Raw genomic sequence first — 26436 nt, 5'->3', positions numbered from 1 at the left:
CACCACAAACCATGCGATTCGTGGTCATATCCGGTATTAGACCCAGTTTCCCAGGCTTATCCCGAAGTGCAAGGCAGATCACCCACGTGTTACTCACCCGTTCGCCGCTCGTGTACCCCGAAGGGCCTTACCGCTCGACTTGCATGTGTTAAGCACGCCGCTAGCGTTCGTCCTGAGCCAGAATCAAACTCTCCGTTGAAGACTCTCGAAAACACCCGAAGGTGCAATCAAAATTATCTAACTAGAGTCCGAAAACCTAGCAAATGCGAACACCAGCAAAAAGATTCGCTGTTGTTCAATGCCCAACCTCCCATGACCGGGGGGTACATGAAAGATTGGAACCAATAACTAATTATTGGCACTGACATTCATCGACACACTATTGAGTTCTCAAAGAACACACGCACAAGCAAACTTACCGGTGTCCGGATCGTCTGCAGGGCAACTGTTCCAGTCTAACCTCACTCCCAGGCGATGTCAATCGTTACCCTGGTCACTCGATCTTGGCCTGTCAGGCGCCCTCCGGTTTGTGTCCGTGTCGCTCTGACTTCCAATAAGTTACGCGCCGGATAACGCCGCGTCAAATCGCCTGAACAACACGGTATCTCCGCAGGTCACGGCGGTGCGCTCAGCCGCTGTGCCGGCCTGAATCACACGGATGTGACTCAGGCCTCCACAACGATCTCAGGCTATCCGATGCACGCCGGCCATGTTCTTCTTTCCGCGCCGCAGCACCAGCCACTCCCCGTGTAGGTAGTCGCCATCGGACGGCGTCCAGTCGACATCGCTCACCCGCTGGTTGTTCACCGAAGCACCGCCTTCGTTGACCACCCGACGGGCCGCGCCCTTGCTTTCACACAGGCCCGACGCCACGAGCAGGTCGACGATCGTGTTCGGCTCACCCGGCACCACCTCGGCGACCTTGCCGTCGACCGCGGTCTCACGCAGCGCGGCACCGAGCGTGGACAGCGGGAGTTCGCCCAGCTCGCCGCGACCGAACAGGGCACCGCTGGCCAGTTCCACCGCGCGGGTCTCGGCTTCGCCGTGCACCAGCGTGGTCATCTCCGCGGCCAGGCGCTTCTGCGCCTCGCGGGCGAACGGACGTTCGGCCGTGGCCTGCTCTAGCTCGTCGAGTTCTTCGCGGCTCAGGAAGGTGAACCAGCGCAGGTAGCGCACGACATCGGCGTCGGCGGTGTTCACGAAGTACTGGTACCAGGCGTAGGGGCTGGTCAGTTCGGGGTCGAGCCAGAGGCTGCCGCCGCCGGTGGACTTGCCGAACTTCTTGCCGTCGGCCGAGGTCACCAGCGGCACGGTGAGCGCGTGCACGTGCGCGCCGTCGACGCGCCGGTTCAGTTCGACGCCGGCGATGATGTTGCCCCACTGGTCGGAGCCGCCGACCTGCAGTGTGCAGCCGTGTTCGCGCCGCAGCTGCAGGTAGTCGTTGGCCTGCAGCAGCATGTAGCTGAACTCGGTGTAGGAGATGCCGTCGCCTTCGAGCCGCCGTTTGACGGTGTCGCGGGCGAGCATGACGTTCACCGAGAAGTGCTTGCCGATGTCGCGCAGGAAGTCGACGGTCGACAGCGGGCCGGTCCAGTCCATGTTGTTCACGATCACGGCACCGGTGGGCGAATCGTCGAGGTCGACGAAACGCTCGAGCTGGCCGCGGATGCGCTGTGCCCATTCGGCGACGGTGTCGGTCGAGTTCATGGTGCGCTCGCCCACGTCACGCGGGTCGCCGATCATGCCGGTGGCGCCGCCGGCGAGCACGATCGGGCGATGCCCGGCCAGCTGGAAGCGCTTGAGCGCGAGCAGCGGGACGAGATGGCCTGCGTGCAGGCTGGCGGCGGTCGGGTCGAAGCCGGCATAGAGCGTCAGAGGTGCGGCGGCCGCGGCCGCGCGCAGCTCGTCCAGGTCGGTGGACTGCGCGATCAGGCCGCGCCAGGTCAGTTCGTCGAAGATGTCGCCGGTCACGCTGACCCATCTTTCCGCATGCGGTTGTTCAGTCGCGTGCGCGGGTGATCCAGGCGAGCAGATCGGCTTCGACCTCGTCGCGGTTGGTTTCGTTGAGGACTTCGTGGCGGGCGTCCGGGTAGATCTGGTAGGTGATGTCGGTCAGGCCCGCGTCGCGGTAGCGCTGCACGAGCAGGTCGGACAGGCTCAGCTTGCTGTTGAGCGGGTCTTTGTCGCCGACCATCACATAGATCGGCAGGTCGCTGCGCACAGTGCTCGGGTCGGCCAGCCGCGTCTGGGAGTTGACCGCGAGCAGGCCCATGTTGGCCTCGTCGATGGCGAAACCGCACCAGGGGTCGGCGTTGTAGGTGTCGACCTGGGCTTCGTCGCGGCTGATCCAGTCGGCGTCGGTGCGGGTGGGCTGGAATTCAGCGTTGAAGAAGCCGATCAGGTCACCGCCGGCGGCCGCGATTTCGCCGAACAGGCCGTCGACCGCGGTCGTGCCGCTCAGGACGACTTCGTCGACGAGGTCGGAGTGGTCGAGGAGATACTGCTGCACGGCGAAGGAGCCGAGGCTGTGGCCGATCAGGGTGACGGGCAGGCCGGGGTGGCGTTCGCGCAGGATTTCGGTGAGCGCGACCTCATCGGCGACCAGCAGGTTCCAGCCGTCGGGGCCCAGATCTCCGGGCACGGGGCCCATGCTGAGGCCGTGGCCGCGATGGTCGTCGGCGTAGACCGCGAAGCCGAGCGCGGCCAACTGTTCGGCGAGATGTGCGTAGCGTTCGGAATGTTCGCCCATGCCGTGCGCGATCTGCACGACGCCACGCGGCTCGACGTCGGTGGGGAGCCAGCTCCGCACATGGATCGAGGTGCCGTCGCTGCTGGGAAAAGTGAACACGGGCGCTCCTGGTCGTTCTGTTGCGTGGTCCTCGATCCTCGCATCTCACAGGCATCCGCCCGATCGATTTCGCCTTGGCTTCGCAGACGAGATCGTGGCCGTGGTTTCGGCGCCGCAGCCGAACGGCTCGGCACGCCGATGATCGCCGGAACCCCCGGGCTCCGGCGATCGTCAGCGTGTCGAGTGGTGGCTCATCGCACCAGCGCGGTGATGGTGTCGCGGCGCTCGTAGGCGATCCAGGCGAAGATCGCGGCCAGGACCAGCGGGAAGATCGCCATCGCAGGCTTGTCGGCGATGAAGGCCTGGGTCGCGGCGGCGAGCACGGTGAGCACGGACAGACCCGCGGCAGCGAGGCCGCTGACTCGACGCACCATCAGGCCGATACCGCCTGCCACCTCGACGACTCCGATGAAGATGAGCAGGCCCATGGGGATGGTCAGGTTCGCGGGGGCGTTCTCCATCAGGATGTGCGGGATGACGAGCTTCGGGCCGCCCGAGGCGATGATGAAGAACAGGCCGAGCACGATCTGCAGGGTCCACAGGACGCGGTTGCGGATCTTGCCGGGGGTGTGGGTGGCAGCGGTGGAGAAGTTGGCGGAGGGTGCGGCGGTGGTCATGTCGTGTCCTTAGAGTCGGTCGCGCTCGGTGGGGTAGCGCGTTCAACGGTTAAGACGGACCGTGACCCGAGAACTCATCGCCGACCGCGAAGTAAATTTTCGGGGCCGCTGTCAGGCCAGCGGCTCGGGCGCGCGTGGACTTCGCCGATAGACCGAGACGGCGGGCGATGCGGGTAACCAGAATCGCCACGGCACCTGCGCGGCAACACTAACGCCCACCCGTGGACCTGAAGCTGTATCGGCTTCGGGCACAGCAGGTTTCAGTTCAAGGTGCAGTGCTGAGAAGGGGTCGAACAGCTCGGTCCCGTAGTCGGACATGCTGACGCCGAGCGCGCTGCCGACATTGCCGGGCCCGCGCGCCAGGTCGGTGTCCTTGCGGGCGGCGGGCCTGCGTTCCCGTGCGATGTCGATGCCGTCGACCACCTCCCCCGCACGAACCAGCACCGCCCCGGCCTCACCGTCGAAACCGCCGGTTACGTTGACGCACAAGTGGATTCCGTAGGAGCGGTAGACATACAGGCGCCCCGCCGGACCGAACATCACCGCGTTGCGGGCGGTGGGCCCAGGCCAGGAATGCGCGGCCGGGTCGGGCCACGGACCGTCGGGGTCACTGCCGTAGGCCTCGACTTCCACGATGCGCAGCGCCACCGGACCCGACCGGAGAATCGCGCCGAGCAGCCTGCGCGCGGCGGTGGGCGGATCGACGGCCAGTTCCTGTGCGGACACGCTCGCCATTGTCGCCTACTCGCGAAGGCGCTTCCGGGACCGACCTCGGCGCGGCCCGATGCTGTCACCGATCCGGACAGTCGCGTCGAGGTTCGGCGGCGTTGCTGTTCAGCCGAGCAGTTCGGTGCCCTGGTAGAGACCTGCGAGTTTGCCGGGGTTGACCTGGAATCGCAGGTTCTGGATGTGTCCGTCGACCAGGTCGAAAGTGAAGGCGGCGCCGGGGTTTCCGGCGAAAGAGGCCAGCGCGCCGAGCTCGCCGTTGATGTCGGCCGCGCTGAATTCGAAGCCCGCGGACGACGGTTTGGCGAGGACGCCGAGGATCCAGCGAGCCACGTGGTCGGGGCCGTGCAGGGGGCGGCGCGCGGCGGTGACCACGCCGCCACCGTCGGACCAGCACGTGACATCGGGGGCGAGCAGGTCCATCAGTGCATTGAGGTCGCCGCCCGCGCAGGCGGCCATGAACTGTGCGGTGACCTGGGCGCGGGCGGCTTTGTCGGTGTCGAATCGTGGACGGCGTGACTGCACGTGACTCTTCGCGCGGTGGGCGATCTGGCGCACGCTCCCCTCGGGACGGTCGAGGGCTTCGGCGATTTCGGCGTGCGAGTAGCCGAAGACTTCGCGCAGCAGGAACACCGCGCGCTCGACGGGGGTGAGAGTTTCCAGCACGACGAGCATGGCGGTGGAGACGGTGTCGGCCAATTCGGTGTCCTCGGCGATATCGGGCGAGGTCAGCACCGGCTCGGGAAGCCAAGGGCCGACATAGTTTTCGCGGGTCGCGCGGGCGGAGGTGAGGCGGTTGAGCGAGATGTTGGTGACCGTGCGGACCAGGTAGGCCCTGGGGTGGACGATCGCGGCGTGGTCGGTGTCGTTCCACTTGAGCCAGGTGTCCTGCAGGACGTCTTCTGCGTCGGTGACCGTGCCGAGCATGCGGTAGGCGGTCGCGAACAGCAGGCGGCGGTGCTCGAGGAAAGGATCCTGGTCCGGCATGAGTTCAACCATGGCGCATTCTCCGTCGGTCCGGCGAGTCGAGGTGCGCCGGTAGCGGTGGTTCCGCGATCTCGGCGCGTGGTCGGCCCTCATGCTGCGCGGCGAGTTACTTTTCCGCCCTTGGACAATTGGACGTTCATGGTCATCTTCTTGCTCGCCTTGAACGTCGGTACCGGGCTGCCGCTGACCATCTCCTTGTAAGTCCGCGCGGCCCAGCCGGTGAGGTAGAGGCGGCGCGGACTGTCGTCGGCCTTGGTGAACTGGATGACCGCGTCGCGACGGCCGAGGCTGACCGGCTGGTGGAAGTAGCCGAACCGGAACGGCTTCACCGTCTTGCCGCGCAGTTCGGCGGCGATCGCGTCGGCGGTGTAGGCCGCGGTGGGCAGGCCGCTCTGGCAGGTGCCGTGCACCTGTCCCCACGCCTGACGGACCGCGGCCGCGTCACCGATGGCGTGAATCATGGGGTGCGACATCGACTTCAGTGTCGGGTCGACGACGATGAGGCCACGCGCATCGGTCTCGATGCCCGCCTCTGCGGCCAGCGGCGACACCCGAACGCCGGTCGTCCAGAGGGTGAGGTCGGCGCCGATCACCGTGCCGTCGGCGAGCGCGACCGCGTCGGGCAGCACCTCGGCGACACGAACGCCGATCTCGCGGACGATGCCGAGCCGGTCCAGCGCCTTGTTCAGGTGCGCGCGAGCCTTGTCGCCCATCATCGCGCCCGGCTCGCCCGAGCTGATCAACGTCACGCGCAGGCCGGGGTGGCTTTCGGCGATCTCGGTCGCCGCCTCGATGCCGGTGAGGCCGCCACCGCAGACAGCGACCGCGGCACCCTGAGTCGCGAGAGTGGTCAGCTTGCCCGCGAATTCGTGGGCGAGGCGCGGGTCGTCGAGGGTGAGAGCGTGTTCGGCGACGCCGGGAACCAGGGCGGTCTCGGCGGTGCTGCCGAGTGCGTAGATGAGCTCGTCGTAGGCGAGATCGCCGCGGCCGTCGACGTGGACGCGCTGCGCCGCCGCGTCGATCGAGGTAACCCAGCCCTGGACGAACTCGATGCCGGTGCCGTCGAGGATCTCGGGAATGTCGTGGTGTGCGAGTTCCTGACCTGCGGCGATCTGGTGCATGCGCAGCCGCTCGGTGAAGCGCGCGGAAGGGTTGACCAGGGTGATCGCCACATCCAGCTTCCTGGTGCGGCGGGCCAGGCGGATCGCGGCCAGCATGCCGGTGTAGCCGGCGCCGAGGACGACGATGCGGTGCTTGGTGGTGGCCATTGTGGTGCTCCTTGTCGGTGGGATGTTCATGGGACAAAGCAGCCCGCCGAAACGTGACAACCCGCGATAGTGATCCACATCACATATCCCGTCCTGCGAAAAACCCCTGATCACCTCAGTGAGAATCAGGGTCGAACCCGGGGCGCACCCCGATGTGGTGTGACGTTCGCGCCCCTAGCGTCGAAGCATGGCTTCTCCCCCACGTCGGCTGCGCCGCATCCTGCTCGGCGCGTGCGCCCTCGTCGTCACCCTGATCACCGCGATCGGCGCCGGGGTGACCTGGACGTGGGCAGGTGCCGACGTATCCACCGTCGGCACAACGCAATTCACACAGCCATTGCATATTCCGCCGCTGGCCGAGTCCACCGTCGACACCGCCGGCACGCGAACCTTCGCTCTCGATATGCAGACCGGGACAACAGCATTCGAGCCCGGCCGAGACACCGAGACCTGGGGCTTCAATGGCAGCTATCTCGGTCCCACTTTGCGTGCGGCGCGCGGCGAACGCGTGCGAGTGCAGGTGCGCAATCAGCTACCCGAAGCCTCGACGGTGCACTGGCACGGCATGCATCTACCCGCCGCCATGGACGGCGGACCACACCAGATGGTCGAGCCCGGCGCCTCCTGGACGCCGGAATGGACTGTGGCCCAACCAGCTTCGACCCTCTGGTACCACCCACACCCACACGGCGCGACCGAGGAACACGTGCGCCGCGGCCTGGCGGGCATGTTCCTGATCGACGACGCACCGAGCGCGCAACTGCCACTGCCGAACACCTACGGCGTTGATGACATCCCGGTGATCGTGCAGGACATGCGCCTGCGCGGTTCCCGACTCGACGGCGCGCACGCGATTTTCCGCGATATCGGCTTCCTCGGCGATCGCACCATGGTCAACGGCACCCTGTCGCCCTACCAGGAGGTCGGCGACGAACTGGTGCGGCTGCGCCTGCTCAACGCCTCGACCGCGCGGATCTACACCTTCGCCTTCGACGATGTCCGCCCGTTCGCGATGATCGGTTCCGACGGCGGCCTGCTCGAACGCCCCGCCACCCTGAACCGCATCCAACTCTCGCCCGGTGAGCGCGCGGAGATCGTGGTGCGGATGCGACCCGGCGAGCGCACCGTGCTGCGCAGCGAGAAGCTCGAGGCGGGATTGGACTTCTGGTCGAGCCGGTTCTCGGGTGGTGACGACAGGTTCGATGTCCTCGAACTGCGCGCCGCGCCGACTTTACGACCGTCCGCCGCACTGCCGGAAACCCTTGTGCCGCCGTCGATTCCCGATGGTGCGGACTCGGTTCTACAACGTCGCTTCGACCTGACCCTTGCCGGTATCAACGGCGAGCGCATGGACATGGGCCGCATCGACACGACCGTCACCCGAGGCACCACCGAGACCTGGGTCGTCCACAACATCGACGGCATGCCGCACAACTTTCACGTCCACGATGTCCAGTTCCGGGTGCTCGACTACGACGGCGCACCACCTCCACCCGAGCAGGCCGGCGCCAAGGACACCATCTTCCTGCCGCCGAACACGGCCGCGACCCTGGTGCTGCGCTTCGACGGGCCCGCCGACCCGAACACTCCGTACATGTATCACTGCCATCTGCTGTGGCACGAGGACGTCGGGATGATGGGTCAGTTCGCCGTCGTCGAACCAGGCCAGCAAGCCACGCCCCTACCGGGACACGCTCATTGACCTTGCCGACTCGACATCATCGCGCTAAATTCATCACGTAGTGAATTCAACACTCGATGAATTGAGGCGACCATGTCGCACACAGCACCTACGCTCGCCGTCCAGGTCGAGGATCTGGTCGTCAAGCGGGGAAAGCGCCCCGTTCTCCATGGCTTGACCCTGGATATCCCACGCGGCTCGATCACCGGGCTACTCGGCCCGTCGGGCTGCGGAAAGACCACCCTGCTGCGCAGCATCGTGGGCACCCAACTGGTGGAGTCGGGCATCGTCACCGTGCTCGGGGAGCCGGCCGGTAGCGCAGGGCTGCGCCGCCGGGTCGGTTACGTCACCCAGGCGCCGAGCATCTACTCCGACATCAGCGTCCGCGACAATGTGGCCTATTACGCCGCGCTCTACGGACGCGAGCGCGCCGATACCGAATCCGCGCTCACCGCAGTCGGTTTGGCCGATCACGCGGATCAGCTCGGCGATCAACTCTCGGGCGGGCAGAAGACCAGGGCGTCACTGGCTTGCGCACTCGTCGGCAAGCCCGAACTGCTGGTTCTCGACGAACCGACGGTCGGCCTCGATCCGGTTCTGCGGGTGGAATTGTGGAAGCAGTTCCACGAATTGGCCGCGGCGGGAACGACTTTGCTGGTGTCGAGTCACGTCATGGACGAAGCCGAGCACTGCGACAAGCTGCTGCTGATGCGCGAGGGCGCACTACTCGCCCAGCTCAGCCCCGACGAACTGCGCGAGCGCACCGACGAACAGAACCTCGAGGCCGCTTTCCTGACCTTGATCACGATGGGAGAGCACGCATGACCACCTTGCGCCCCTATACCGCCACCACCGCACGGATTCTTCGGCAACTCCGCAACGACCACCGCACCGTGGCGATGATCCTGGTGGTTCCGGCCCTGCTGATGACCCTGCTGTACTTCATCTACCAGGACGCACCGCGCGCCCCGCACTCCCCACTCACCATGTTCGACCGCGTCGGCATCACGATGCTCGGCATCCTGCCGTTCATCGTGATGTTCCTGATCACCGCGATCGCGATGCAGCGCGAACGCACCTCGGGCACCCTCGAGCGGCTGCTCACCACCCCGCTGAACAAGGTCGATCTGCTCGCCGGTTACGGCAGCGCGTTCTCTCTGGCCGCTGGTGCCCAGGCCGCTGTCGCCTGCGTGGTCGCGTTCTGGCTGCTCGGGCTCGATGCCGCGGGCAGTCCCGGTTGGGTGCTGCTGATCGCGATGGTCGACGCGGTGTGCGGGGTCGGGCTCGGTCTGCTGGCGAGCGCGTTCGCGCGCACCGAGTTCCAGGCCGTGCAGTTCATGCCGGTGATCGTGGCGCCGCAGATCTTCCTGTGCGGGCTGCTGGTTCCGCGTGACCGGCTACCCGGCTGGCTCGAGGCGATCAGCAATGTGATGCCGTTGAGCTACGCCGTGGACGCGCTGCAGCAGGTGTCGGTTCACGCGGAGCCGACGGGCGCGATGTGGCGCGATATCGCGGTCGTCGCCGGGTTCGCGGTGGTGGCGCTCGGCCTCGCCGCGGCTACTCTGCGTCGACGCACTCCGTAACCCACAAGGCCCACGAGAGGATCACCCATGAGTGACGGCGAATCCGGTTCGAGCACAGCGAAATCCGGACGCACCGGGCGCAGGCCCGGCAACGCCGACACCAAGGTGGCGATTCTCGACGCAGCCCGGGTCCGGTTCGCCGGCGCCGGATTCGACAAGACTTCGATCCGCGCGATCGCGGCCGATGCCGATGTCGACCCGGCGCTGGTGCACCACTATTTCGGCAACAAGCAGCAACTGTTCGCGGCTGCGGTGGACTTCCCGGTCGACCCGGACGCAACGCTCGGGGCGGTCGACGCCGCACCACTCGACGAGCTGGGGCGCACCATCGTGCGCGCGGTCGTGACGGTGTGGGACTCCCCCGCCGGGCCCGGCATCGTGGCGATGGTGCGCAGCATTTTCGCCGGTGGCGACCAGAATCTCGCGCGCTCGTTCCTGCTCCAGGTGGTGCTGGAACGGGTCCGGGTGCGCATCGCCACCCCGGACGACGACGGACGGGCCAGGGTCTCGCTGGCCGCTTCGCAGATGGTGGGGGTGCTGACCGCCCGCAAGATCATCGCGCTGGAACCGTTGGCGTCGATGCCGATCGATGCGGTGGTCGATGCCGTGGGGCCGGTGATCCAGCGCTATCTGACCGGCGAGATCGACACGGACAGTTGGTGATTCACCGCGCACAGACGCCCGCGGGTTCCGGTCAGGATTCGGCGACGAAGAATTCGTGTTCGGCGGCGGTGACGTCGCGGGCCTCGTCGATCAGCAGCACCGGGATGCCGTTGTCGATCGGGTAGGCGCGGCGCAGCCGGGGGTTGTAGAGCACGCTCACATCGGCTTCGGTGCGCACCAGCTGCAGCGGGCCCTTGTCCTGGGGGCAGGCCAGCAGGCCGAGCAGGGTTGCGTCGATGGTGGATTCGTGCGCCATGTCCCTAACCTACCGCGCCCGGCGGAACGAGATGTAGCGGTGTCCGAAGAAGCTGAGTACCGCGACCAGACCCATCACGATCACCGAGGCGGGGGCGGCCGGGAAGCCGAGGCCGGTGACCGCGAGTTCGACGAGGATCACGTTGAGCACGAGCCCGCCCGCGTTCACCCCGCAGAAGGCCAGAAAATCGCGCACGAGATGGCCGTGCACGCGAAACACCAGAGTGCGATGCAGGACGAACGCCACGATCGTGCTGACCGCGTACGCCGCGACGACAGCAAGACCGGGCCTGCCGTCGCCGAGCACGTGCAGCCAGAACACGACAAGTGCCATGCCGAGCAGGGTGTTGAACCCGCCGACGATCGCGAACGCCAGCTCCTGACGTTTCACGATCCGCAGCAGCGGGCCCGGTGTCTCGAGCACCCCACCCGCCGCCTCGGTCGTCATCGCGCCTTCGCCAGGGCATCGTCGGAGTCGAGCGACTCGACCGCCGGGGCACCCTGCTCCTCGTCGGGCTTTCGTCCGCGCACATACAGCCACTGGAACACCGCGAGGCCGAGCAGTCCGAGGCCGATCGCGGCGCCGCCGATCTTCCAGCCCGGCGGCCGCCAGGTCAGCTCGAGATCGCCGTTCTTCGTTCCGGCCGGAATGTCGACGGCGACGAAACTCTTCGCGACGACCTTGAACGGAATGTCCTTGCCGTCGAGGCTCACCCGGTACCCCGGCCAACCGAGCCGCGCGAACACCACGCTGCCGCCGGTCTCGGAGCTCACGGTGACCCGGCTCGTCGTATCGCTTTCCGACGTCGAGACCGCGGTGGCGTTCTGGACCGCGGAGACCCGGCCGTTGCGGGTGGAGATCAGCCCGTCCTCGCGTTCGAGGACCGAGATGTAGTTCTCGTGGCCTGGGTAGTCGACCCACTTCCAACCCGCCGGTGCGGGCTCGGTGCGAGCGGCCGGGTAGAGCGCGCGCTGCAGGACGACCCGGTCGATGTTCATCAGGTCGACGACCGTTTTACCGGTCGACGGCTCGACCGCGAACGTGCGGCGGTAGGCGTCGGGGCACACGCTGGTGTCCCAGCGCATGCAGAGCATGTCGCCGAACCAGAAGTGGCCGTTCGGGGTGTAGCCGCTGACGTAGGTGCGCTCGATGTCCTTGGCGTAGTTGCCGAACACCAGCGAGCCGTAGGCGCCGTCGAGGGTGCGCTCGCCTGGCTGGATCAGGGCGCGATCGCCGAGCTGCAGCGTGGTTCCCGCGAATCCCGGGAACGCAGCGCGCGCCGCGGCCCGGTCGCTGGGCAGGTTCCAGCTCATCGGCGTCGGTTGCGCCCGCTCCACCTGGACGTAGGCGATCGGGGCCACCGCGATGATCGCCAGCGCGACCGCCGCCGAGACGCCCTTGTTCACCGCGAGCCACACCAGCGCGGCCCCGAGCGCGGCGATGGCCACCGCGGCGATCACGTGCGCGATCCAGTTGTGCGGGTCGGCGGAGAACGACCGCACCCACAGCAGCCCGATCAGCACGGCCGCCGCGATCCCCCGCGCACGCCAATCCTTGAAGGTCGCGAACCTCCCGAGCAGCACACACACCAACACCAGCAGGCCGAGCGCCACCATCGGCAGCACGCGAGCGGGCCAGCGCAGCGGGCCGATCGTGCCGGGACCGGCGGTCCACATCAGCACCGCGATCGCGAACAGACCGATCCCGGAGAGCTCGCGCCAGGCCGCGCGCGCCTTGCCCCAGTCGATGAACGCCAGAGCCGGAATCAGGAACCAGGCGATGTAGACAACCGGCATCGGCTGCACATATCCCCACCACGAGGTGAAGGCGGGCAGCGTCGAGGGCAGGCTCGCGTTCAGCGACTCCGACCACGGCACGGTGAGGAACTGGTCGTTGTTGATCTGGGCGGTGCCACGCCAGGTCACCTTCGCCGAGAGCATGCTCGGCAGATAGGTCGCCGCCCCCGCGAGCGCCGCCAGACCGGCCACCATCAGCAGCTTCAGCGACGGCCGCCAGGTGCGCTGGTAGATCAGCTCACCGACCGCGACCGTGGCGATCATCAGCCCCGCCTCGACGGCCGGGAAAACGTACTGCACCGAAATCGCCAGGTAGAGATACACGAACACCGAAATCGGGCCGCAGTACCCGATTCGCCCGCTCGGGCGCCCTGCGTGGTCACGCTCCGCTACCGCCTCCGGGCGCTGACCGAGCAGGCGGGGACCACGCGCATACCGCACTCCCGACGCCCACGCGTGCACCATCCACGCGGTGCCGGTGAACGCCGTCATCCAGCTGGCCTCGTCGAAGAACAGCAGCCACCCGGTGAACGGAATCGACACACCGGCCAGCGCCGCCCACTGCACGCGCGAGCCGTAGGCCAGGCAGATCCGGTAGACGCCGAGGCCGAGGATGATCGCGAAGATCAGCTTCACCACGGTCGCGTACAGCACCAGGTTGTCCACCGAGGGCGCGATCAGATCGATCAGCAGCTGCGGCGGATTCAGCAGGCCCGCTTCCTCGATCGAGTAGTTACCGGCCATCCAGTGCTCGGGCACCATCACCGGCAGATCGCCGTTACGCAACCGGTTGCCGAGCATCACCCACAGCGGGACATACTGGGATTCGGTGTCGTCGGTATAGAAGTGCCGGACGTTGGCGAGCAGAACCGCGCCATAGCCCGCGATCACTCCGAGGGAGGTGATCAAGCCCCAGATATAGACGGAACGTCGGGACGGGGTTCTACTTTCCACCACGAGGACCAGACCCTACAGGCACACGCTCCGACTGGCACCGTCGCACAGTGGGATCGCTTCCACCGACGGGTCACGCCCCGGTGTTAAAGTGCGCACACTGTTGGGTCAATACTTCCGATTCACCGAAAGTCCGCCGATGCCGATTCCGTCCGCACCTCTGTCCAGGCCTGGCACCGTCGTGCGTGCGGGCGCGCCCGAGCGCAACGGGTCGAGTCCGGTGCACTCGGTGTCAGTGGTCGTTCCGGTGTATCGGGGTGAGGACACGATCGCCGCGCTGGTCGCGGAGCTCGAAGGGTTGACCGGCCCGAGCACGACAGCGGCGGGTGCGCGGTTCGCCGTCGAGGAGATCATCCTCGTGCACGACAACGGCCCCGACCGTTCCGATGTCGTCCTGCAGGAATTGGAAGGCTCCTACCCTCAGGTGCGCGCGGTCTGGTTGAGCCGCAATTTCGGGCAGGACGCGGCGACGATCGCCGGGATGGCGGCAGCGCAGGGCGACTGGATCGTCACGATGGACGAGGACGGTCAGCACGACCCCGCGTTCATCGCCGACTTCCTCGACGCGGCGCTGGCTTCGCGCGCTGACCTGGTCTATTCGAAGCCGTCCAACACCCGTCCGCACGGTTTCCTGCGCAATCTCACCTCGCGCGGTGCCAAGATCGTGCTCGCGACGGTGTTCGCGTTCCCGGATTCGACGCGATTCGAGAGCTTCCGGTTGATCCGCGGTGACATCGGCCGTCAGCTCGCCGAGGTCGCGGCCAACGGGGTGTACCTGGACGTGGCGCTCACCTGGGTGGTCGGCAATGCGGTGTCGGTGCCGGTGGTGCTGCGCGCGGAAGGCCGTGACGAATCCGGTTACAACTATCGGCGCCTGTTCTCGCTGTTCTGGAAGATGGTGCTGTGCAGCGGCACACGCGGTCTGCGCCTGGTGAGCATGCTCGGTGTCACCCTCGCGCTGGCCGGGGTGATCATGGCCGCGGTCGTCATCGTGCAGGCTCTCACCCAGGACAATCACGACCCCGAGGGTTGGGCGTCGATCATCGTCGTGATGCTGCTGTGCTCGGGCGCGATGCTGTTCTCGCTCGGTTTGATCGCCGAGTATCTCGGTGTCGCGCTGCACATCCTGGTCGGCAAGCCGCTGTACCTCACCGTGCAGACCCCGACGCCGCGCCCGGATACGATGCACGCGCCGGCCGTCAACCATCGAGTCGACGCCGCGGTCCCGGCAGCCGCGACGGAGAAGGGTCAGCACGAGTGAGCGACCGCATCATCTTCAGCAGGCCGTTCCGCGCTGCCGCTGAGCGCCCCAACCTGATGGCCGTGCTCGATTCCGATCACAGTCACGGCGACGGTCAGTTCACCAGGTCGGCGACCGCGAAGATCAAAGCCATCACCGGCGCCGAGCACGCGCTGCTCACCACGTCGTGCACGCACGCACTCGAATTGGGCGCACTGCTGCTGGAACTGGGCCCCGACGACGAGGTGATCGTCCCCAGCTTCGCCTTCACCTCCGCCGCTACCTCGATGGCGCTGCGCGGTTCGACCTGCGTGTTCGTCGATATCGACGAGTCCACCGGCAATATCGACCCCACCGCCGCGGCCGCCGCGATCACCGACCGCACCAAGGCCATCGTGGTCATGCACTACGGCGGTGTGGCCGCCGACATGGAACCGCTGCTCGCGCTCGCCGCCCAGCACGGTCTGGCGATCATCGAGGACAACGCGCACGGCCTCGGCGGCACCTGGCGTGGCCGCCGGCTCGGCACGATCGGCACGCTCGGCACGCAGAGTTTCCACGACACCAAGAACGTGCACTGCGGTGAAGGTGGCGCGCTGCTGCTCTCGGACGAGATCCTGATGGGTCGCGCCGAGATCATGCGGGAGAAGGGCACCGACCGCGCGCGTTTCCTGCGCGGCCAGGTCGACAAGTACTCCTGGCAGGACATCGGCTCGAGCTACCTGCCCAGCGAACTCAACGCCGCCGTCCTCGACGCCCAGCTCGCCGAGTTCGACACCATCCAGGCCAACCGCCACCGCGTATGGGACACCTACGCGGCCGCGCTCCCCGACTGGGCGGCGCGCAACGACGTTCGCCCCATGACGGTGCCCGACTACGCAGGCCACACCGCGCACCTGTTCTACCTGCGCATGCCCACCGAGGACAGCCGCGACGGCATCATCGCCCACCTCGCCGAACGCGGCATCGTCGCGCCGTTCCACTACATTCCGCTGGATTCGAGCCCGGCCGGCCTCAAGTACGGCCGCACCCCGGTCCCGTGCACGCGGTCGGCGAACTTCTCGGCGACGATCGTGCGTCTGCCGCTGTGGCCGTTGCTCAGCGAGGGTCAGCTCACCCGCGTGGTCGACGCGGTCACCGCGTACCAGGTGTAATCGCCGTCAGCTTCGACTGACGGGCCGTATTCGAAAGTTGTTGCGGCAACGGCGGTTCGGCCTTCGAACAAGTTGTCGGCACAAACAAGGCCGCCCGAATTCGCCGGGCGGCCTTGTCTTTGTGCGATGCGCTGCGGCCGAACCGGCCTGCCCCGAGTCAGCTGCCGCCGAACAACGTCGCCGCTGCCGCGTCGGTGAGCACCTCGTATGCCTCGGTTTCCCGGTTGTAGATCCAGGTACCCGGTCCGGCCTTGGGCAGGCCCGCGGCCTGGACCGCGGGCGCCGACGGACGGAAGCTGGAACTGCGCGGGATCTCGTCGACGACATAGACCAGGTCGGGGCGCTGACTACGCTCCAGCCCGCGCATCGCCTCGGTGACATCGCCCGGTTCGATCCGGAATCCGTGCCGCACACTCAGCGCGGCCGCCGCGATGATGCCCGCCGGAGTCTTCAGCCCGAAGGCCACCTCCATGTCGACCGGGGTGATGTCGTTGAGCATGTCCACGATCGGCTGGGTGAACACCGGCCCGCGCGCGGTGCGGATCACCGTGTCGCGGCGGTCGACCAGCCAGTAGTCACCGTCGCTGTCGCGCCGGAACAGGTTCTCCGTCGGCCACCAGGCGTCACCGGCCCGGAACACCCCGCGCAGCCCACCGTCGGAGATGTCGCCGCCGTCGACGGCTTTGCCGAGCAGCAGGCCGGGTTCGTTGTCGGCGCAGCGGCGAGCGAAGCCGTCGTCACCGACGAGGATCTGCTCGCTGATCGGGTCGTAGGCGACCAGTTCGACCTTCGCGGTGCCGGGAACGGGCCTGCCCTTCGAGCCGATCTTGGCGCCGGTCACGTTCGCCAGCACCACGTCACCGTCGATCGAGGCGTAGAACTCGAGCACCCTGGCCGGGGCGAACTGTTCGACGGTGCGCCGCCACAGACCCGCGGGCATACCGGAACCGATGAACAGCCGGATCGGGTGGTTGTGCCCGACCGGGAAGACCTTGGCGTCGAGCAGGTCGCGCAGCATGGTCCAGGTGTAGGTGACGACGGTGACGCCGTACCGGTGCACCTCCTCGGCGAACCGGCCCGGATCCATGTCCCTCGGCCTGGCCAGCGCGATCCGGCTGCCACCGGCGATGGCCCCACCGAGGCTAACCAGCAGCCCGGACGAATGATGCAGTGGCGCAAGGCAGTACACCGTGTCGCGCCGGTCGAGGTCGGCCGCGCTCGCGGTGCCGAACGCCGACAGCGCCCAGCGATGGTTGGTGATGTACTTCGCCTCCAGGCGCTCACCCGAGCCGAGCACGAGCACGAACGCCAGTTCGCGCGCCAGACCGGGGTTCGGCCGGTACCAGGCGGGCACCCGGACGTCGGCCGGATCGATCTGCTCGAGGTCGATCACCCGGTCGCTGACAGGCACCGCGAGCTGGCGCGAGCCACCACCGCCGAGTACGAGCACCCTGGCCGCGGTCGCGGCAGCGGTGCGCAGGTTCTCCGGGTCGGTGATCAGCGTCTGCACACCGGTCAGCTCGATCGCCCGGTCGAGTTCGGCACCGGGCGCGAGCAGCACCGCGACGGCACCGATCCGTGACAGCGCGGCGACCGAGGCCAGTGCGCTCGGACGCGTTTCCATCATCACGCCGACCCGCATCGCGGGCCGGATTCCGACGGAGATCAGGCCGCGCACCACATTGTCGACACGCACCTCGACGGCGGCGTTGGTGTGCACCCGGTCGTCGAACAGCACCAGGTCCTTCTGCGGCGCGCGGTCGGCGTGCTCGCTGAGCAGTTTGCCGAGGGAGATTCGGGTGTGCGGCTGGATCATTCCGAGCCGTGCGAGCCGGGGCAGCGCACGCGCGGCCTCGCCCGCCATTTCGATAGATCCACGAATCGTGTTGCCCGCGATGCCTTCCAGTACCTTACCGACACCGGCACCCGCCTCGGCCAGGCCCGCGGCGGTGTGCACCATCCGGGTGGCGGTGGTGCGCGGCGCACTGCTGGCGACGTGCTCCTGCATGGGCACGATCTGCTCGGGCAGGGTGGCGCTGCCGTCCATCCACGCGATCCAGTCGCGCACCATCGGCCAGGTGTGGTTGGTGGCCGTCGATCCGGCGACGAGCCCGAAATGGCCTGCAATCAAACTGGCTTCGTACACCTCGGCATTGGGCGCGGCCCGCACGATGCCCCGCACCGCGGCGGGCTGACCGATGTCGTCGACCTCGCCGACGAACGCCAGGATCGGGCACTTCAGCTCGGCCAGCGAAACCGGATGATCACGAATCACGAAGCCGCCGAGCATCATCCGGTTATGGGCGACGAACTGCTTGAGCAGATCGGCCACCGCCGGACCCGAATACCCCACCCAGCCATCGCTGTTGAGGAAGCGACGCTGACGTTCCTTGGGCAGCAGCGCTTCCCGGTCGTGCAACTGCAGCAGGAAGTCGATGCGCGACTTGGCGGTCTTCACCGGGTCGAGCATCTGGAAGCCGATGCGCACCATCGACTCGGTGATCGGCAGCCGGTGCATCACATGGTCGGCCAGGAAGTCGGCGACCTCGGAGACCACGCCGTAGGGCAGCCCGAACGGCATACCGTTGACGATGTCGACAGGGCTACCGAAGGTGACGATGGAGGCCACGCCTTTGCCGTAGCGGTAGGCGGTGCTCTGGTAGGCGAACATGCCGCCCTGCGAATACCCCATCAGGTGCAACTGCGCGCCGGTGGCCTCGCAGACGGTGTCGATGGCGGAGTTCACCGCGAGCACGTGGTCGGCCAGATCACGTTCCCAGCCACCCTCTTCCGTGGCCGGTGAGCCGAAATCGATGACCCAGCAGTCGATTCCGCTGGCGTGCAGGATGCCGACCGCACCGCCCGCCGCGTTGACGTCCCAGATGTCGGCGTTCACCATCAACGGCGGCACCAACAGCGCCACCGGGCGACCGGGCGTCGTATCGTCGGGGAAGTAGTGCCGAAGCCGATACATGCGTCTGCGTTCGACGACCTCGAAGGGTGAGGACTCGACATCGTGTGACAACCCGCCGAAGCGGATCACCTCCAGCCCGTTCTGCGCGGTAGCCAGCAACCGCTGCACCGAACCGACCACACCTTTTGGACTGATATCCACCGTTCCCACCTGGCCCTACCTGCTCATAGTGACACACCTCACACACCCCGATGTGCTCATATGAGCTTGCCACATCGGAGCACCATTATGTGTCGGCTGTGACAGGCCGCATGTTCCGGCGATTCACCTCACACCTCCCCGCTCAGCGGCCGATCACCTCGATGTGGGCGCTCTCTCGAACGGTTCACGAACCGCGCCGATAAGGTGGCACGGTGACCGAGAAGCTGGCCGACCGCGAAACCATGCTCGTCGAGTTGGTCGACGACTCCGGCACGGCGATCGGAGCGTCCTCGGTAGCCGATGCCCATCGGCCACCGGGCACCCTCCACCGCGCCTTCTCCGTGCTGCTGTTCGACCGGCGCGGCCACGTGCTGCTCCAGCAGCGCGCCGCCGTGAAAACCCGGTTCCCGCTGCAGTGGGCCAACACCTGCTGTGGGCACCCGACACCCGGCCAGTCCGTCACCGAGGCCGCGGGCATCCGGTTGCGCGAGGAATTCGGGATGACAGCCGACCTCGCCGAGGTCGACGCGTTCACCTACCGCGCGGGCGACGAGACCACCGGCCGCGTCGAATACGAATACGACCACGTACTGATCGGCGAGGTGGGCGACCTGCCCCCGAAGCCGGACCCGGCCGAGATCGCCTGCTGGGCGTGGATCTCCCCCACCGCCCTGCGCGCCGACATGACCGAGCACCCCACCAAATACACGCCGTGGCTGGCCGAGGTACTCGAGATCGCCACCGGCGCCCACCGCCCCTGACCTCCTTGCCCGCTCTTCCCTTCGCCATCCCTCCACGCACCCATCGCATAGATGCGCATATCTATATTTGCCGATGTATCGGACTTCCTTGGGGAACTCACAGGCTCACCACAGTCGGTGAACAGGCCGCCCGGCGAAGCTGGACAGCGAACGGTTCGAACGACGGTGAGTGAGGGTGATAGCGATGGTCGAGGTCGAGATCAACGACGACACGGTGACGGTCAATGTGCTCGGCGGGCATCGCCTGCTCGCCCTGCGCCAGCAGGTTGTGATCGACCGCGCCGCGATCACCGAGATCGCGACGGCCGAGGTCGACCTGCGTCCCCCGTGGGTCCGCGCCCCCGGCACCTTCATCCCCGGCGTGATCGCCGCAGGCGTCTACCGAGGCAAGGGCCGGAAAGAGTTCTGGGACACCACGTTCGGTGGCAGTGCGGTCCGGATCGACCTCGACGGTCCCGATTTCACCCGCCTGGTCGTCGACGTCGACGATCTCCACGCGGTGCTGAACGCGCTCAACACCGAAACCGCGAGCGTCTGAACCACATTCACGATCCGAACGATTCCAGCAGTCCCGTATAGGTCTTCGGCGGCGGCGTCGCGAACTCTCCCCCACCAGACTTTCGCAACCCCATCGTCACCAGCGACTGCACGGTCAACGTCGCCGCCGCGACCCCGTCGATCACCGGCACCCCGATCTCGTCGCGAATGTGCGCGCACAGGTCGGCCATCCCCGCACAACCGAGCACCACGGCATCGGAGGCGTCCTGCGCGACGGCCGTCCGGCACGCCTCGGTGACGATCTTGCGCGCGTCCGGATCGGTGTCGAGCGCGAGCACCGGAATCTCACACGCGTGGATCCCCCGGCAGAACCGTCGCATCCCATAGTGTTCCGCCAGATCCGCCGCCCGGCCGATCGTGCGCCCGAGGGTCGTGACGACACTGAATCCCCGCCCCAGATGACTCGCGGTGTGCATGGCCGCCTCGGCGATGCCGATCACCGGGCCCCGCGCGAGTTCGCGGGCCGCGTCCAATCCGGGATCACCGAAGCAGGCGATGACATACCCGTCCACGCCGTCGGCCTCCCCCTGCCGGATCGCGGCGAGCAGCCCGGGCACGCTCATCGCCTCGTCGTAGTGGCTCTCGATCGAGGCGGGCCCGTGCTCGGAGGTGACCACGTCGAGGAGTGTGCCCCGGCCCGCGACGGCCAGCGCACACTGCTCGATCAACTCGGTCATCGCCCGCGTGGTGTTCGGGTTGACGACCCGGATGTGCATCAGGCACCGACCTCCATGGCAGCCGTGCGCTCGGCGCCGGTCAGCAGATAGTAGAGAACGAAACCGACGCCGCAGCCGATGAACCAGCTGTACTGGGCGGCAGTGTGCATGCCGGGCAGGTTGTTGGCCAGCACCGGGAACACCGCGATCACGGCGGCGACGGCGGTCGCGATGATCGCGGCCGGGTGGTAGCCCTTGGTGTAGTAGTAGGTCCCCCGCTCCGACATCGTGAACAGGTCGTCGACGATCACCTTCTGCTTACGCACCAGGTAGTAATCGCAGATCAGCACGCCGAACAGCGGTCCGATGAAGGCGCCGAGCACCTCGAGGGTGTAGTGGATGACGTCGGGATTGTTGTACAGGTTCCACGGCGTGATCAGCACCGAACCGACCGCCGCGATCATCCCGCCCGCGCGCCAGCTGATCCGCTGCGGGTCCACGTTCGAGAAGTCGAAGGCCGGCGAGATGAAGTTGGCGACGATATTGATGCCGATCGTGGCGATGGTGAAGGTGAGCGCGCCGAGCACGATCGCGAAGGTGGAGTCGATCCTGGCGACGGTGGCGACCGGATCGGTGATGAGCTCGCCGTAGACGGGCAACGTCAGCGACGCGGTGACCACGACCAGCACCGAGAAGACCAGGAAGTTCACCGGGAGCCCGAGGAAATTGCCCTTCTTCACCGCGGCGAAACTCTTGCCGTACCGGGAGAAGTCGCCGAAGTTGAGCATCGGCCCGGAGAAGTACGACACGACCAATGCGATCGCGCCGAGCATGACCGGCACCGAGGCCCAGCCGGTGTATTTCACCTCGCCCAGGTTCAGGTCGATGGCGCCCCAGCCCGCCTTCGCGATGAGGTAGCCGCAGAGCAGGAACATCACGACATACACTGCGGGACCGCAGAAGTCGATGAACTTGCGGATCGATTCCATGCCGCGCCAGAACACGCAGGCCTGCAGCACCCACAGCAGCAGGAAGCTACCCCAGCCGAGCAGCGACAGCCCGGCGAAACCGTAGTCGGCGGTCACCGCGTAGGGCGCGAGCCCGGGAAACAGCTTGATCAGCACGATATCGAGTGCCGCCGAAGCAAGGAACGTCTGGATTCCGTACCACGCGACCGCGATCAAGCCGCGGATGATCGCGGGCACATTGGCGCCGAGCACTCCGAAGGCGCTGCGACACATCACCGGATAGGGCACCCCGGTCACCTGGCTCGGTTTGGCGACCAGGTTGCAGAAGAAATAGACGATGCCGATGCCGACGAGCAGCGCGACGAGCACCTGCCAACTGGCCAGGCCGAGTGCGAAAAGGCTTCCGGCGGTGACATATCCACCGACGCTGTGGACATCCGACATCCAGAAGGCGAAGATGTTGTAGGACGTCCAGGTCTGGTTTTTCAGGGGGGCCAGGTCGTCGTTGGTCAGGCGCGGATCATAGGACGGCGTCGGTTCACCGACGGGCGTGCCCGTGTGCGGTGTGAGGGTATCGGTCATTGTGCATCCCATCGACAGGGGTGAATCAGCTGCACTGACCGTAGATTCGAGCCGTTGCCCGACCGTTTCCCGAGGATTTCCCAGCTATTGCGCCACAGATATATCCTCGGGCGCGAGCAGGCCGGTGTCGGTCGGCAGCGTGGCGATCACGGCTTCGAGCCGGCGATGATGTTCTTCGGCGGCGGCAAGCAGACGCTCGACATCGCGGGCGAGGAAGGCCTCGAGCATCAGGACGTGGTCGGTGTGCAGGCATTCGCGATCGCGGCGCTCGATGTGCACCATCGACTGCACCGGTTCGGTGACATTCCACGCCGCTTCGAGCATGTGCAGGAGCCGGAACATGCGTGAGGGTCGTGTCATCGCAACGTGGAAATGGCGCGACTGGCGCTGGTAGGTCTCGGGATCGTCGTCGAGGATGGCACGTTCGAGCAGGTCGTTCACGCGCAGAAGTTCTTCGCGCGCTGCCGTATCCGCGTTGGCGACCGCAGCAGCGAGTGAGGCCGACTCCAAAGTGTCTCGCACGATGTACATTTCGCGCAGTTCGGCGGCGGTCAACTGCGCGACGGCATAACCGCGTTGCTGCCGGTGGGTGACCAGGCCCTCCCCGATCAACGTCTTGAGCGCCTCACGCACGGGGATGTGGCTCACCCCGAACAGTTCGGCCACTTCACGCAGCGGGATCAGGGTGCCCGGCGGCACGGCACCGTCGAGGATCACCCGGCGCAGTTCGCCGAGAATCACTTGCGGTCGGCCTGGCTCATCGACCACAAGCCTTGCGAGCAGCGCCGATCGTCGTCTCGGGGGCATACACACAGGCTATGGACGGTGTATTGCGCGCGGACTGCTCGATGTGACAGTTAGGAAACGATCAGCGTACCGACCGGTCTTCAGTGCGTGGCATGCTCGATGGATGGGAGTTTCGACAGCGCAGTCGGTGGATCGCCGCTTCGTCCGCTTGGTCACCGTCTTCGATCACCTGTTCCGCAAGCCCTCGCACGGTGGCGGCGCGCTGTGTGTGTATCTACACGGCGAGCCGGTGGTCGATGTGTGGGCGGGGTACGCGAGTCCGGGTGTGCCGTGGACTGCGGAGTCGGTAGCTTTGGGCTTCTCCACCGGAAAAGGCGTGGCCTCCACGGTGATTCATCAATTGGCCGATCGTGGACAACTCGACTACGACAGTCCCGTCGCCGAGTACTGGCCGGAGTTCGCGGCGGCGGGCAAAGCCGATATCACCGTGCGCGATGTGCTCACCCACCGCGCGGGCCTGCACCGTTTGCGCGGTCTGCTGCCGGGCCCGATCGAGAGTTTCCTCGACGACAAGGCCGTCACCGAAGCCTTGGCCGCGGCGACACCCGATCCACGACACAAGATCACCAGCGGCTATCACGGAATCAGCTACGGGCACTTGGCCGCCGAGATCGTGGCGCGGGTCACGGGCCGCGAATTCGTCGATGTCGTGCGCGCCGAACTCGCCGAACCCCTTGGCGCCGAAGAACTCTGGTTTCGGGTGCCACACGACCAACGCCATCGCATCGCCACCACTTTCCCGCGCCTGCGGGCCGCGGGCATGGACTGGGACACCGGCTCCGACCTGCTGACCCGCACCCGCTTCGCCGCCGCCGCCGAGACAACGCCGCGCGGTTTCGCCGACCTGATCGTCGACGAGCGCGTGCACGATTCGGTCATGCCCGGCGTGAACGGCGTGTTCTCCGCCCGCGCGCTGGCCCGGGTCTACGCCGCCCTGGCCAACGGCGGCGAACTCGACGGCACCCGTATCCTGTCCCCCGACGCGATCCCCCGCTTCGCCGCCCGCCAGGTTTTCACCCCCGACTACGTGCTGGCCTTCAGAATCCCCTGGGCGCTCGGCTTCCACGGTGTCCCGATGAAACCGTCCAAGGCCGACCCGATCTCCGCCTTCGGCCACTTCGGCCTCGGCGGTTCCGGCGCCTTCGCCGATCCCGAAACGGGCCTGTCGCTCGCCTTCGTCACCAACCGCCTCGGCGGCAAACTCACACCTCTCGGCGACGCCCGCCTCACCCGCCTGAGCACCATCGCCCACAACATCGCGAAGCACCCCTGACTGGGCAGTTGATCACCAGGCTTTCATGGCGGCATTCGTCGAGGTGGATTCTGCACAGAAGCCTGGTGATCACACGTCCAGAAGGCGGTCGGTCGCCGAATAACGCATGTTCGCGCCTCCGACGGGTGGATCCACCCGTTCCTGGGGCGGAGCCTGGCACTATGTGGCGGGTGGAGACCGTGGGACTGGAGCAGATCGAGGCCGCAGCGGCACTGTTGGCACCGGTGATCAGGCGGACGCCGACCGTGGGGTCGCGGGTGCTGTCGGAGCGGGCCGGGACGCAGGTGCTGCTCAAATGCGAGAACTTGCAGCGGACCGGGTCGTTCAAGCCGCGCGGGGCCTATAACCGGATCGCGAATCTGCCCGCGGCGGATCGGGCGCGGGGTGTGGTGGCGGCCAGCGCGGGCAATCACGCGCAGGGAGTGGCGTGGGCGGCGAGTGAGCTCGGGATCGCCTCGACAGTGTTCATGCCGGTCGGCGCGTCACTGCCGAAACTGGTCGCCACGCGCGCCTATGGCGCCGAGGTGCATCAGGTGGGCGACACGATCGACGAATCCCTGGTCGCCGCAGTGGAATTCGCCGAGCGCACCGGGGCGACCCTGATCCACCCCTTCGACCATCCCGATATCGTCGCCGGTCAGGCGACAGTCGCGCTGGAGATTCTCGAACAGGTTCCGGACGTGGGCACGGTGATCGTGCCGACCGGCGGTGGTGGTCTACTCGCGGGCGTGGCGGTGGCCTTGCACGCGCTGGCACCGTCTGTTCGGGTGATCGGCGTGCAGGCGGCCGAGGCGGCGGCGTGGCCGGATTCTTTGGCTGCGGGCGCGCCTGTTCGGGTGGCCAGGATGTCGACGATGGCCGACGGCATCGCGGTCGGGCTGCCAGGGGCGGTGCCGTTCGCCCATGTGGCGGAGCTGGTGTCGGAGATCGTCACCGTCGACGAGGACGCGCTGTCGAAGGCGTTGCTACTCTGCCTCGAGCGCGCGAAACTCGTTGTCGAACCGGCGGGTGCGGCAGGCGTCGCCGCGCTGCTCACCGCCGCGCTCCCTGATCTGCCCGGCCCGGTGGTGATCATCCTGTCCGGCGGCAATATCGACCCGCTGCTGCTCACCCGCGTGATCGGCCACGGCCTCGCCGCCGCGGGCCGCTACCTGGCCATGCGCGTCACCATCGACGACCGCCCCGGTGCCCTGTCGGCGCTGCTGGCCGTGGTCGGGCGGGCGGGCGCGAGCGTGGTCGACGTCGTGCATTCGCGAACGGGTCCGTGGCTCGATGTCGACGAAGTCGAGGTGTCGCTCACCGTCGAGACCCGGGGTGCCGCGCACCGCGACGAGGTCCTGGCCGCGCTGCGCGACGCCGGTTTCCGCGTCCACGCCGAGCTCTAGGACCGCACCGGTTCCCGGACGGAAACCGCACGCGGGCGCGTCGCGAGAATAGTCATGACCAGGGCGAGCAGCGCGTACCCGGCGATGATCGCGATGCGGATGCCGTTGGTGTCCATGTACCGCTCGTAGGCCGGGTGCAGCGCGCCGCCCGCGACCCGCACCGCACCAGAGGCCCTGACTTCCTCCGCCCAGGCGCCCCACAACCAGATGCGGGTGACGAAGATCGACAGTTGCAGTCCGAGTGTGGTGAGAATCAGCCAGATCGGCACGCCACGGGGACGCAACCACAGCAGCATCGCCGACAGCACCACGCCGAGCACCCCGACCGGAATCACGGTGACGTCGGATAGCAGTTCATAACCGTCGTCGAACGCCGTCATCTGAGCGGGGTCGAGGTACTGCAGCGCGCGGTGATGCATGTGCGTCATCCACGCCAATCCCGCCCCGAAGGCGGTGGTCGTGGTCAGCAGTGCGAGTACGGGCAGTGCGAGGCGTTGGCTCATCATGTCCTCCGAAGCGGAAACCCTTCGGGGACAAGGCTGCTCGCACCACCCGTGT

General features: G+C 67.0%; 24 protein-coding genes and 1 rRNA gene (1 of these 25 running past the window's edge). 10 read left to right on the top strand and 15 right to left on the bottom strand.

Features of this window, described 5'->3' with window-relative positions; all coding sequences use genetic code 11:
• The 7 genes from ACFWUP_RS17545 to ACFWUP_RS17515 form a co-directional block, all read right to left on the bottom strand.
• Positions 1 to 199, bottom strand: a 16S ribosomal RNA gene (locus ACFWUP_RS17545) (it extends 1320 nt beyond the left edge of the window).
• Positions 200 to 684: 485 nt separating this feature from the next.
• On the bottom strand, positions 685 to 1971 hold the full coding sequence (tyrS, locus tag ACFWUP_RS17540) for a tyrosine--tRNA ligase (protein ID WP_379235405.1): 1287 nt from the start codon (positions 1969 to 1971) through the stop codon (positions 685 to 687).
• Between the two features lie 28 nt (positions 1972 to 1999).
• Positions 2000 to 2848, bottom strand: a complete 849-nt coding sequence (locus ACFWUP_RS17535; RefSeq protein ID WP_379235403.1) for an alpha/beta hydrolase — start codon at positions 2846 to 2848, stop codon at positions 2000 to 2002.
• Between the two features lie 191 nt (positions 2849 to 3039).
• Complete coding sequence (locus ACFWUP_RS17530; protein WP_379235401.1) at positions 3040 to 3465, bottom strand: DoxX family protein; 426 nt, start codon at positions 3463 to 3465, stop codon at positions 3040 to 3042.
• A gap of 111 nt (positions 3466 to 3576) precedes the next feature.
• Positions 3577 to 4191 (bottom strand): DNA-3-methyladenine glycosylase, encoded by a 615-nt coding sequence (locus tag ACFWUP_RS17525; protein WP_379235399.1) that lies wholly within the window; start codon positions 4189 to 4191, stop codon positions 3577 to 3579.
• 108 nt (positions 4192 to 4299) lie between these two features.
• Positions 4300 to 5190, bottom strand: coding sequence for an RNA polymerase sigma-70 factor (locus ACFWUP_RS17520; protein WP_379235397.1), 891 nt, complete (start codon positions 5188 to 5190; stop codon positions 4300 to 4302).
• A 77-nt stretch (positions 5191 to 5267) separates the two neighbouring features.
• On the bottom strand, positions 5268 to 6446 hold the full coding sequence (locus ACFWUP_RS17515) for an NAD(P)/FAD-dependent oxidoreductase (RefSeq protein ID WP_379235395.1): 1179 nt from the start codon (positions 6444 to 6446) through the stop codon (positions 5268 to 5270).
• A gap of 187 nt (positions 6447 to 6633) precedes the next feature.
• Here ACFWUP_RS17515 and ACFWUP_RS17510 point away from each other — a divergent pair, with 187 nt between their 5' ends.
• The 4 genes from ACFWUP_RS17510 to ACFWUP_RS17495 all read left to right on the top strand — a co-directional run bounded on the left by ACFWUP_RS17510 (position 6634) and on the right by ACFWUP_RS17495 (position 10373).
• Positions 6634 to 8148: a multicopper oxidase family protein gene (locus ACFWUP_RS17510; protein WP_379235393.1), complete on the top strand. Its 1515-nt coding sequence runs from the start codon at positions 6634 to 6636 to the stop codon at positions 8146 to 8148.
• Between the two features lie 72 nt (positions 8149 to 8220).
• Positions 8221 to 8952, top strand: a complete 732-nt coding sequence (locus tag ACFWUP_RS17505) for an ABC transporter ATP-binding protein (RefSeq protein WP_379235391.1) — start codon at positions 8221 to 8223, stop codon at positions 8950 to 8952.
• Positions 8949 to 9710 carry an ABC transporter permease gene (locus ACFWUP_RS17500; protein WP_379235389.1) on the top strand — a complete coding sequence of 254 codons (762 nt, stop codon included), beginning with the start codon at positions 8949 to 8951 and terminating at the stop codon, positions 9708 to 9710. Before ACFWUP_RS17505 ends, ACFWUP_RS17500 begins: the two co-directional genes overlap by 4 nt.
• A gap of 27 nt (positions 9711 to 9737) precedes the next feature.
• Positions 9738 to 10373: a TetR family transcriptional regulator gene (locus ACFWUP_RS17495; protein WP_379235387.1), complete on the top strand. Its 636-nt coding sequence runs from the start codon at positions 9738 to 9740 to the stop codon at positions 10371 to 10373.
• 31 nt (positions 10374 to 10404) lie between these two features.
• On the opposite strand, the gene ACFWUP_RS17490 is transcribed toward ACFWUP_RS17495, so the two are convergent.
• The 3 genes from ACFWUP_RS17490 to ACFWUP_RS17480 are packed head-to-tail and all read right to left on the bottom strand — an operon-like array spanning position 10405 to position 13379.
• Positions 10405 to 10629, bottom strand: coding sequence for a Trm112 family protein (locus ACFWUP_RS17490; RefSeq protein ID WP_056824282.1), 225 nt, complete (start codon positions 10627 to 10629; stop codon positions 10405 to 10407).
• A 9-nt stretch (positions 10630 to 10638) separates the two neighbouring features.
• A complete protein-coding gene (locus tag ACFWUP_RS17485) occupies positions 10639 to 11076 on the bottom strand; it encodes a GtrA family protein (RefSeq protein ID WP_379235385.1) in 438 nt (145 codons plus the stop codon).
• Complete coding sequence (locus ACFWUP_RS17480; protein WP_379235383.1) at positions 11073 to 13379, bottom strand: hypothetical protein; 2307 nt, start codon at positions 13377 to 13379, stop codon at positions 11073 to 11075. Before ACFWUP_RS17480 ends, ACFWUP_RS17485 begins: the two co-directional genes overlap by 4 nt.
• A 220-nt stretch (positions 13380 to 13599) precedes the next feature.
• Between ACFWUP_RS17480 and ACFWUP_RS17475 the strand changes: the two genes are divergently transcribed.
• Positions 13600 to 14640, top strand: coding sequence for a glycosyltransferase (locus tag ACFWUP_RS17475; RefSeq protein ID WP_379235431.1), 1041 nt, complete (start codon positions 13600 to 13602; stop codon positions 14638 to 14640).
• Entirely contained in the window at positions 14637 to 15773 is a 1137-nt protein-coding gene (gene rffA / locus ACFWUP_RS17470) for a dTDP-4-amino-4,6-dideoxygalactose transaminase (RefSeq protein WP_379235381.1), read from the top strand. Before ACFWUP_RS17475 ends, rffA begins: the two co-directional genes overlap by 4 nt.
• A gap of 157 nt (positions 15774 to 15930) precedes the next feature.
• On the opposite strand, the gene ACFWUP_RS17465 is transcribed toward rffA, so the two are convergent.
• Complete coding sequence (locus tag ACFWUP_RS17465; protein ID WP_379235379.1) at positions 15931 to 18888, bottom strand: AMP-binding protein; 2958 nt, start codon at positions 18886 to 18888, stop codon at positions 15931 to 15933.
• A 212-nt stretch (positions 18889 to 19100) separates the two neighbouring features.
• Between ACFWUP_RS17465 and idi the strand changes: the two genes are divergently transcribed.
• Both idi and ACFWUP_RS17455 read left to right on the top strand, forming a co-directional pair.
• A complete protein-coding gene (gene idi, locus ACFWUP_RS17460) occupies positions 19101 to 19649 on the top strand; it encodes an isopentenyl-diphosphate Delta-isomerase (protein ID WP_379235377.1) in 549 nt (182 codons plus the stop codon).
• Positions 19650 to 19833: 184 nt separating this feature from the next.
• Positions 19834 to 20187 (top strand): hypothetical protein, encoded by a 354-nt coding sequence (locus ACFWUP_RS17455; protein WP_379235375.1) that lies wholly within the window; start codon positions 19834 to 19836, stop codon positions 20185 to 20187.
• 7 nt (positions 20188 to 20194) lie between these two features.
• Here ACFWUP_RS17455 and ACFWUP_RS17450 read toward each other — a convergent pair whose 3' ends face one another.
• The 3 genes from ACFWUP_RS17450 to ACFWUP_RS17440 all read right to left on the bottom strand — a co-directional run bounded on the left by ACFWUP_RS17450 (position 20195) and on the right by ACFWUP_RS17440 (position 23220).
• Entirely contained in the window at positions 20195 to 20923 is a 729-nt protein-coding gene (locus ACFWUP_RS17450; protein WP_379235373.1) for an aspartate/glutamate racemase family protein, read from the bottom strand.
• Positions 20923 to 22413: an NCS1 family nucleobase:cation symporter-1 gene (locus ACFWUP_RS17445; RefSeq protein WP_379235371.1), complete on the bottom strand. Its 1491-nt coding sequence runs from the start codon at positions 22411 to 22413 to the stop codon at positions 20923 to 20925. Before ACFWUP_RS17445 ends, ACFWUP_RS17450 begins: the two co-directional genes overlap by 1 nt.
• Positions 22414 to 22497: 84 nt before the next feature.
• Positions 22498 to 23220, bottom strand: coding sequence for a GntR family transcriptional regulator (locus ACFWUP_RS17440; RefSeq protein WP_379235369.1), 723 nt, complete (start codon positions 23218 to 23220; stop codon positions 22498 to 22500).
• Positions 23221 to 23323: 103 nt separating this feature from the next.
• Here ACFWUP_RS17440 and ACFWUP_RS17435 point away from each other — a divergent pair, with 103 nt between their 5' ends.
• Complete coding sequence (locus tag ACFWUP_RS17435) at positions 23324 to 24493, top strand: serine hydrolase domain-containing protein (protein ID WP_379235367.1); 1170 nt, start codon at positions 23324 to 23326, stop codon at positions 24491 to 24493.
• Between the two features lie 161 nt (positions 24494 to 24654).
• A complete protein-coding gene (ilvA, locus tag ACFWUP_RS17430) occupies positions 24655 to 25878 on the top strand; it encodes a threonine ammonia-lyase (RefSeq protein WP_379235366.1) in 1224 nt (407 codons plus the stop codon).
• Here ilvA and ACFWUP_RS17425 read toward each other — a convergent pair.
• Positions 25875 to 26381, bottom strand: coding sequence for a hypothetical protein (locus ACFWUP_RS17425; protein WP_379235364.1), 507 nt, complete (start codon positions 26379 to 26381; stop codon positions 25875 to 25877). The two genes, ilvA and ACFWUP_RS17425, sit on opposite strands and share 4 nt — an antisense overlap.
• Between the last annotated feature and the right edge of the window lie 55 nt (positions 26382 to 26436).

The sequence above is a fragment of the Nocardia sp. NPDC058658 genome (assembly GCF_042716665.1).
Taxonomy (GTDB): domain Bacteria; phylum Actinomycetota; class Actinomycetes; order Mycobacteriales; family Mycobacteriaceae; genus Nocardia.
Note: the sequence above shows the minus strand (reverse complement) of the source record. Positions and strands in the feature narration are given on the sequence as shown.

Bases quoted from the DNA above. Each gene is read 5' to 3' on its own strand.
- ACFWUP_RS17530 (WP_379235401.1), bottom strand. From the start codon at position 3,465: ATGACCACCGCCGCACCCTCCGCCAACTTCTCCACCGCTGCCACCCAC.
- ACFWUP_RS17520 (WP_379235397.1), bottom strand. From the start codon at position 5,190: ATGGTTGAACTCATGCCGGACCAGGATCCTTTCCTCGAGCACCGCCGC.
- ACFWUP_RS17515 (WP_379235395.1), bottom strand. From the start codon at position 6,446: ATGGCCACCACCAAGCACCGCATCGTCGTCCTCGGCGCCGGCTACACC.
- ACFWUP_RS17510 (WP_379235393.1), top strand. From the start codon at position 6,634: ATGGCTTCTCCCCCACGTCGGCTGCGCCGCATCCTGCTCGGCGCGTGC.
- ACFWUP_RS17505 (WP_379235391.1), top strand. From the start codon at position 8,221: ATGTCGCACACAGCACCTACGCTCGCCGTCCAGGTCGAGGATCTGGTC.
- ACFWUP_RS17500 (WP_379235389.1), top strand. From the start codon at position 8,949: ATGACCACCTTGCGCCCCTATACCGCCACCACCGCACGGATTCTTCGG.
- ACFWUP_RS17495 (WP_379235387.1), top strand. From the start codon at position 9,738: ATGAGTGACGGCGAATCCGGTTCGAGCACAGCGAAATCCGGACGCACC.
- ACFWUP_RS17490 (WP_056824282.1), bottom strand. From the start codon at position 10,629: ATGGCGCACGAATCCACCATCGACGCAACCCTGCTCGGCCTGCTGGCC.
- ACFWUP_RS17485 (WP_379235385.1), bottom strand. From the start codon at position 11,076: ATGACGACCGAGGCGGCGGGTGGGGTGCTCGAGACACCGGGCCCGCTG.
- ACFWUP_RS17455 (WP_379235375.1), top strand. From the start codon at position 19,834: ATGGTCGAGGTCGAGATCAACGACGACACGGTGACGGTCAATGTGCTC.
- ACFWUP_RS17450 (WP_379235373.1), bottom strand. From the start codon at position 20,923: ATGCACATCCGGGTCGTCAACCCGAACACCACGCGGGCGATGACCGAG.
- ACFWUP_RS17445 (WP_379235371.1), bottom strand. From the start codon at position 22,413: ATGACCGATACCCTCACACCGCACACGGGCACGCCCGTCGGTGAACCG.
- ACFWUP_RS17440 (WP_379235369.1), bottom strand. From the start codon at position 23,220: ATGCCCCCGAGACGACGATCGGCGCTGCTCGCAAGGCTTGTGGTCGAT.
- ACFWUP_RS17435 (WP_379235367.1), top strand. From the start codon at position 23,324: ATGGGAGTTTCGACAGCGCAGTCGGTGGATCGCCGCTTCGTCCGCTTG.
- ilvA (WP_379235366.1), top strand. From the start codon at position 24,655: ATGTGGCGGGTGGAGACCGTGGGACTGGAGCAGATCGAGGCCGCAGCG.
- ACFWUP_RS17425 (WP_379235364.1), bottom strand. From the start codon at position 26,381: ATGAGCCAACGCCTCGCACTGCCCGTACTCGCACTGCTGACCACGACC.